This window comes from Methylobacterium trifolii (assembly GCF_022179685.1).
In the GTDB taxonomy this organism is placed as follows: Bacteria; Pseudomonadota; Alphaproteobacteria; order Rhizobiales; family Beijerinckiaceae; genus Methylobacterium; species Methylobacterium trifolii.
Map to the genome: position 1 here is coordinate 1 of NZ_BPRB01000421.1, position 2,866 is coordinate 2,866.

A 2,866-nucleotide genomic window follows, 5' to 3' on the forward strand; every position below is an offset into this window, starting at 1 on the left:
TTCAATGGGGGCTGACCACAACGACAGGCTCCTGCGCTAGACCTCGGGAAAAGCAGATTGCGGCGATGATGCCCTGCATCGGCTACCCTAGTTGCCGGGTTTTCGATTGAGACTTGCCGCCGTCGACGCCTTCACTCCCGTGTTCTCATCCGAACGGGAGCCCCAATGTCGAGCCTGTCCGAGCGCAAGGCTCGCCTCATTGCCCAGAGCGACCAGCCCTACAATGCCGGACCGCCTCTTATACGAATCGACGTGGGTAAGGACTAACGGGTTTGTGCGGTCGGGCCCGATGTGATTCGCTGTGGCAAGCCGGAGGTTTGCCATGTCGAAGGCTTTGGGATTGCGCGCGGATTTTGATGCTGAGGCTCTGCGACGGTTGGCGCGCGCGAACCAGAATGCGGGCCAGAGCAGGCGGCTGTTGGTGCTGGCCTCGATCTACGAGGGCGGTAGCCGCACGCAGGCGGCCAGGAGCGGCGCGGTTGGGTTGCAGACGGTCCTGGATTGGGGGCTGGCTTTCAACGTGGCCGGTCCGGATGGCCTGATCGAGCGTAAGAGGGCGGGTCAGCGCTCTAAGCTCGACGCTGCGGCAGGCGCTGACGGTGGCCATCGACCCGCCTTCGTCGTCAAGTTCATTTCCCTATCTGCCCGAAAGCGGACATCTTGCCAGAGCCTGTTGCTGACCGAGACTGGCCGACGCCGGTCTATGAATACCGAGTATCGAGCCGCTCGCAAGCAGACATTTGACGCGGATAAACCGATATCTTGAATTATAACCAATTTAAATCCAATAAGCGCGCCGTGAAAAACCGGCCAGCAGATCGAAGCAAACGCCTTTATCCATTCGATTTATCAACTAGAGAATTTTAACCACCTCTGTCTATTCCATCATTTTCTAGCATAAAAATAATGAAAATTACGACATTAATCTTTCAAAAGAAACTATAATCGACGGCAAAAGGCCGTCAATTGAATAGCATAATCGTCGTATATAATTTTCCACTTACCAAGTTTAACATGCAAATCTTAAACTGCATCTTCGAAAACTATCCTAAATCCAACTAAGGGCGAAGCTAGAACACCCCTTACTCGTTTGACAAAAGTGATGTGCAAGCCTCCCACAATTTCCGAGCTGACAATCTGCTTGCGACGTATTCTTACGTCTAACGAAGGACCAATCCACTCCCATATTCCGTCGGATATATCCTGATGTCCATACGGGCTGGCTCGCTCCGGATAAACACCGACAGGGTCGACAGGCGCCAAAAACCTCGAAACGAAAGGTCCGCTCCACCTCTTCAGGTCTCGATTCTCTACTGGCGCCAATCCCGTCATCGAGCGCCATTCGTCGCAGGAAGGGAGCCGAACGACTATTTTGGACCACCTTTTATGCTCGGAGCGCATTTGAACTGTTAGCCATCGGCAATACGCATCTGCTTGCTGCCAATCGACACCCGAGACAGGGGCATTTAAAGTATCTTGCTGCGTGTCCCACATCACGGGAAGATGGTCCGCTTGCCACTTCATCGCTGACCCTGCGTGACCTCCAGCAGCGGTAAAATTCAAAAATCGGCCATACTCCTGTACTGTTACAGGGAATTTCCCAATTTTAACTCTTGGGCTTGCAGTTTCAACGGCGCGGCGTCCCGGTGGGCCGTACAAACGAAAGTCTTTCTTTAAACTACCAGCCGCACGAAGCATTTCGCGGCGATCCGCAATAGACATTGTGAGCAGATTTGTTTCGGTCAAGTCGATATATCTTCTCAAAGCGTCTTCGATCTGCTTCCCATCATCTGACGTAAATTTTGCGCCCTGTGCTTTTCCCGTCTTCAATATCCTTGCTAGCAGGCTAGTCGCCCTTATGTTTTCGATGGACGATGCGCCGCGCGGCAACTTCTCCCTAAATAGAACCTGCAACATGTCCCCGTCTGAAGTAGCAAGGAGCGCAATCAAAAGATCTGCCACTTCACGGAAACGAACATCGTACAATATCTTCTCAACTTCCAGAGGAATGGAACCGGGACTCTCGTACAACTTACGAAATAACCAGAATGCAGCGAAATAATCGCGGATGCTTTCGTGCCAAAAACTGATTTTACCGTCAGATACTACAAGACAGTTATTTCCGAAGGCCTCAATGTGGAGCGCTTTCTCCGCATCAAGCTGATTTATACTCGCCAGCTTTGCAGCGGCTGCCGCGGCTTGATCCATCGTGGTTCGAGAACTTATTGATCCGACGACGAATGAGAACGCCACCGACTCCAGCGCAAGTTTAGTCGTCTTTAGATCGATGTTTTGACTCTCCCGGATCAACGAGCGAGACTTGAGAAGCCAATTAACGACCTGAGCGAAAAGTGCCACCCGATTTCCTGGCGTATTCCCTGTGCCGATGTAGATTGAAGCAAGGAGGGCTAATACCAGTGGAGATCTAATGAAACGCTGATCAGAGCGTTCTTGCGCTAACAGTTTATCGACAGCCTGCGAAAAATCTTTTCCTGACCTACTTTTATCGACCGATATGATTGCGGCCCAATTTGACGTCAGCTGATTGATTTCTGCAGGCGACAAGCTTTTTATTATCGCAAAATTAAAACCCCCGCCCAAAAGAGCTTGTGAATCATAAACTCTTGAGGTAACTATGAAATAACATTCACTCCAGATCTTGCGAGCCCTAAGAATTAACTCGACCAGCCTTGAGCGACGGGCTGGCTCAACTTCGTCAAGTCCGTCAAGAACGAAAACAACTGAGCCGCCACCCAGGAGAGCCGTAAAATGATGTAAGTTGGCCTCGCCAATTGCTGGCGAAGCATATCTAATTAAGCTTTCAACATCGTCCAATTTTTCCACATACCGCAGGTCTGTGTAAATA

The 2,866-nt window shown here is 50.9% G+C and carries 1 protein-coding gene and 1 pseudogene; one reads left to right on the top strand and one right to left on the bottom strand.

Features of this window, described 5'->3' with window-relative positions; translation table 11 throughout:
* Positions 1 to 322 precede the first annotated feature (322 nt).
* Positions 323 to 583, top strand: a pseudogene (locus tag COGEMETH_RS25490) (helix-turn-helix domain-containing protein); the annotation flags it as partial.
* Between the two features lie 440 nt (positions 584 to 1,023).
* On the opposite strand, the gene COGEMETH_RS25495 reads toward COGEMETH_RS25490, so the two are convergent.
* The coding region (locus tag COGEMETH_RS25495) for an NACHT domain-containing protein (protein ID WP_238185450.1) at positions 1,024 to 2,866 on the bottom strand (1,843 nt) is incomplete at its 5' end.